This is a genomic window from Mycobacterium sp., from assembly GCF_032162605.1.
Taxonomy (GTDB): domain Bacteria; phylum Actinomycetota; class Actinomycetes; order Mycobacteriales; family Mycobacteriaceae; genus Mycobacterium.
In genome coordinates this window covers 1-2631 of record NZ_JAVROT010000511.1, presented here as the reverse complement: position 1 = coordinate 2631, position 2631 = coordinate 1, and the positions used below count along the sequence as shown (strand labels likewise).

2 protein-coding genes are annotated in these 2631 nt (G+C 66.8%); both read left to right on the top strand.

Annotated features, from left to right (window positions below):
- Positions 1-1894 (top strand): acyl-CoA dehydrogenase family protein (locus QOI01_RS28345; protein WP_526386476.1); only part of this gene is annotated, 1894 nt, incomplete at its 5' end.
- Positions 1895-1916: 22 nt separating this feature from the next.
- The coding region (locus QOI01_RS28340) for a beta-ketoacyl-[acyl-carrier-protein] synthase family protein (protein WP_526386475.1) at positions 1917-2631 on the top strand (715 nt) is incomplete at its 3' end.

Here is a 2631-nt window from a genome sequence, read left to right as displayed (position 1 = left end):
CCGCGAGCTCGCCTCGGGCGCACCCGCCGCCATCGTCCTGCCCGACGACGCGGACTTCCGGGCACGCGCCGACGATCAGGGATGGCTGATCACGGGCAGCTCGAAGTTCACTGCCGGCGTGTGTGCGGCGCGGATGATCCTGGTCGGCGCGCGCACCGATGGTGGCGACGTCATCTGGGCGCCGGTCGACACCGGAACGCCCACTGCGACAGTCGAATCCGTACCCGGCACCGACCTGATCGCCGACGTCGGAACTCTGCGGCTCGCGGAGTATCGCGCGGTCGAGTCCGACGTTCTGACCGGAATCGACGAAGACCGCGCAGCAGGTGTGGTCGTGGGTCTGGTGGCCAGCACGACAGCCGGCATCAGCCAGTGGTGCGTCGACGCCGTCACCGCACACCTGCGCACCCGGGAACAGTTCGGCAAGGTGATCGGCACCTTTCAGGCCCTGCAGCACAGTGCGGCCATGCTGTTGGTCAACAGCGAATTGGCCACCGCGGCGGCCTGGGATGCGGTGCGTGCCGCTGACGAACCGCCCGACCAGCAACGCCTCGCCGCGGCGGGGGCCGCGGTCATAGCGATCTCGCCGGTGCCTGACCTGGTGCTCGACGCCCTGACGATGCTCGGCGCTATCGGTTTCACCTGGGAACACGACGTGCACCTGTATTGGCGGCGGGCCATCAGCCTGGCGGGATCGATCGGCCCGGCCAGTCGCTGGGCCCGGCGACTAGGACAACTGGGCTGCGCCCAGCAGCGTGACATGTCGGTCAATCTGGGCGACGCGGAATCGGACTTCCGGTCCTGGGTAGCCGAGACGTTGGACGCCGCCCTGCAGTTGCGCAACGACAAACCCGCACCGCACGGCGACTACGAGGACCAGGCCAGCGGGCCGCAGCGCACGTTGATCGCCGACGCCGGTCTGATGGCGCCGCACTGGCCGGCGCCGTGGGGCGTCGATGCTGGCCCGTTGAAACAGCTCATCATCGACGAGGAGTTCGCCAAGCGCCCCGGTCTGGTCCGGCCGTCGCTGAACATCGCCGAATGGATCCTGCCGTCGGTCCTGGCCGCCGCACCAAAAGACCTGCAGGAAAGCCTGATCCCGGCGACTCAACGTGGCGATATTCATTGGTGCCAGCTATTCAGCGAACCCGGAGCCGGCTCCGACCTCGCGTCGCTGGCCACCCGGGCGGCCAAGGTCGATGGCGGCTGGCGGATCAATGGCCACAAGATCTGGACGTCACTGGCGCAGTACGCCGACCTCGGCGGCCTGCTGGCGCGCACCGACCCCGAGGCCAGCAAGCACCGCGGTATCGGCTATTTCATCCTCGATATGCGATCCCCCGGGGTTGAGGTCCAGCCGATCAAGACGGCGACCGGGCAGGCGCATTTCAACGAGGTCTTCCTCAACGATGTCTTCATACCCGACGACATGCTCCTGGGCGGTCCAACCGACGGCTGGAGCCTCGCGATCGCCACGATGGCCGAAGAGCGTTCCGCCATCAGCGGATACGTCAAGTTCGATCGTGCTGTTGCGCTGCGCCAGTTGGCGGCTGAACCCGGCCCCGAGCGCGACGATGCACAGCGGGCGTTGGGAGAACTCGACGCCTACACCAACGCGATCAGGGCGCTCGGGGTGCGGGAAACCATTCGGCTACTGGACGGGCAGGCATCGGGGCCGGCGTCCAGCATCGCCAAGGTGGCGATGAACGTGCTGCTGCGGCGCACGTTCGAGGCCACGCTGCGCCTGACCGGACACACGGCCATGGTCGCCGACTCCGAACCCGCGGTCGTGCAGCCCTATCTGCATCTGCCGGCTGAGCTAATCGGCGGCGGAACCAGGGAGATTCAGCTGAACATCATCGCGCAGATGATTCTCGGCCTGCCCCGCAAGTAAACCCCGAAAATAAGGACACATCATGGGATTACGTGGAGAGGCCGCGATCGTCGGGTACATCGAGCTGCCACCCGAGCGGCTGAACAAGGCCTCGCCCGCGCCATTCGTCATCGAGCAGTGGGCCGAGCTTTCCGCCGCCGCGCTCGAGGACGCGGGACTGCCGGGCGACGTCGTCAACGGGATCGTCGCCTCCCACCTCGCCGAGTCGGAGATCTTCGTGCCCTCCACGATTGCCGAATACCTGGGGATAGGCGCACGATTCGCCGAACACGTGGATCTTGGCGGAGCCAGCGCCGCGGCCATGGTGTGGCGCGCGGCCGCGGCCGTCGAGCTCGGCATCTGTGACGCCGTGCTGTGCGCACTGCCGGCCCGTTACATCACGCCGTCGTCGAAGAAGAAACCCAGACCGATGATCGACGCGATGTTCTTCGGCTCGTCGAGCAACCAATACGGCTCTCCACAAGCCGAATTCGAGATTCCGTACGGAAACCTCGGCCAGAATGGGCCATATGGCCAGGTGGCCCAGCGCTATGCCGCGATCTACGGCTACGACGAGCGGGCGATGGCCAAGCTCGTCGTCGACACACGCGTTAATGCCAATCACACCGAGGGCGCGATCTGGAAGGACAAGCCACTCACGGTCGAGGACGTGCTGGCTAGCCCGGTCATCGCCGACCCGCTGCACATGCTGGAGATCGTCATGCCGTGCGTCGGGGGCGCTGCGGTGGTCGTCGCCA